2 protein-coding genes are annotated in these 1273 nt (G+C 67.6%); both read left to right on the top strand.

Annotated elements, in window-relative coordinates:
* Positions 1–373: ATP-binding protein (locus tag ACFXHB_RS44845; RefSeq protein WP_380583008.1), on the top strand; the 373-nt coding region annotated here is incomplete at its 5' end.
* 166 nt (positions 374–539) lie between these two features.
* Positions 540–887: a hypothetical protein gene (locus ACFXHB_RS44840; RefSeq protein WP_380583006.1), complete on the top strand. Its 348-nt coding sequence runs from the start codon at positions 540–542 to the stop codon at positions 885–887.
* Positions 888–1273: the final 386 nt, after the last annotated feature.

The raw sequence follows: 1273 nt of genomic DNA, 5'->3' as shown, positions 1-1273 counted from the left end.
CTACTTCACCAGCCTCGACGACATGGTCCGCCACCTCAAGGCCGCCGAGGCCACCGGGCGCCTGACCAGCAAGCTCCGCACCTACCTGCGGCCGAGCGTCCTCGTGGTCGACGAAGTGGGCTACCAGCCACTGGAGCGCGCCGAGGCGAACCTGGTCTTCCAGGTGATCTCCAAGCGCTATGAGAAGGGCTCGATCATCCTGACCTCGAACAAGACCTTCAGCGAATGGGGCCAGGTCTTCGGCGACGAGGTCCTCGCCACCGCCATCCTCGACCGGCTCCTCCACCACTGCGACGTCATCTCGATCAACGGCAACAGCTACCGCCTCAAGAACCGCCTCCAGGCCATCAGCCAGGACACTGACGTCGCCTGAGCGGTTGACCCGTCTCGTTGGCACACGGCGAAGCTGCGGGCCAACGGGGGTGACTGGCTCCCCCCGACACCGTGGAGTTCCATGGGCACGAATACTCCATGGACCGCACTCCTTGGGGCATCGGAAACTGGCTCGAAGCATACAGCCGAGGAATGAGAGGCCACTGGTGACACTCGACAACGGCACCTGGAACGAGCCTGATGACCACGTCGCGTGGCGGCGCGTCTGCAACGCGATGCACGAGGAGCAGGCGGTGACCCGCGAGGGTGGCTGTCCGATCTGCGGGACGGGGACGCTGCAACTGGCGTTCACCATCGACGGGCCCGAACGGCGTTGGGTGGAGCGCGGGGTGGCAATGTGCGGGGTGGGACGGTACTGGGAGTGGTGCGAGCAATGCCGCTCGTACGAGTACTACTGCCGGTCGATCGTTCCGGAGTGGGCGCGAGCCCGCGTCGTCACCGAGGACGAGGGGTGGCGCGACCCGCGGCAGGCGGCCCGGCTGATCGGCGCGTGAACAGGGAGAACCGGCCGGACGGGTGACGGATGGTCACTCGCGGACGATCTCGCCAGCCAGCCGGCCGGTCGTGGCGCAGGCCGAGGAACCTGACAAGCGGCCGGCCCAGAGCCATCAGTAGCCGCCGCCCGCTGCCCCTCGGCCGGTGTCGTCGCAGGGGAACCGCCCTACTGTCGGCCCTGCGAGACCGAGCCGCTGCGGCCGCCACAACATCCTTCAGCCAGAGATGTGCGTCGCCATCTTCGGGCCGAGGGCTCCGGTGCAGCCGGAGGGATGCCGCTCGCCCTCCAGGCCACCCGATGCGCTGCCTACCAGCGCCCGTTAAGACGGGCCAGTGGTGCACACAAGTCCGTACGCACTGGAGCACTTAGATCAGTACGCGGACA

The sequence above is a fragment of the Kitasatospora sp. NPDC059327 genome, from assembly GCF_042752535.1.
Taxonomy (GTDB): Bacteria; Actinomycetota; Actinomycetes; order Streptomycetales; family Streptomycetaceae; genus Kitasatospora.
The sequence above is the reverse complement of the archived record's forward strand: the minus strand, read 5'-3'. Positions and strand labels throughout refer to the sequence as shown.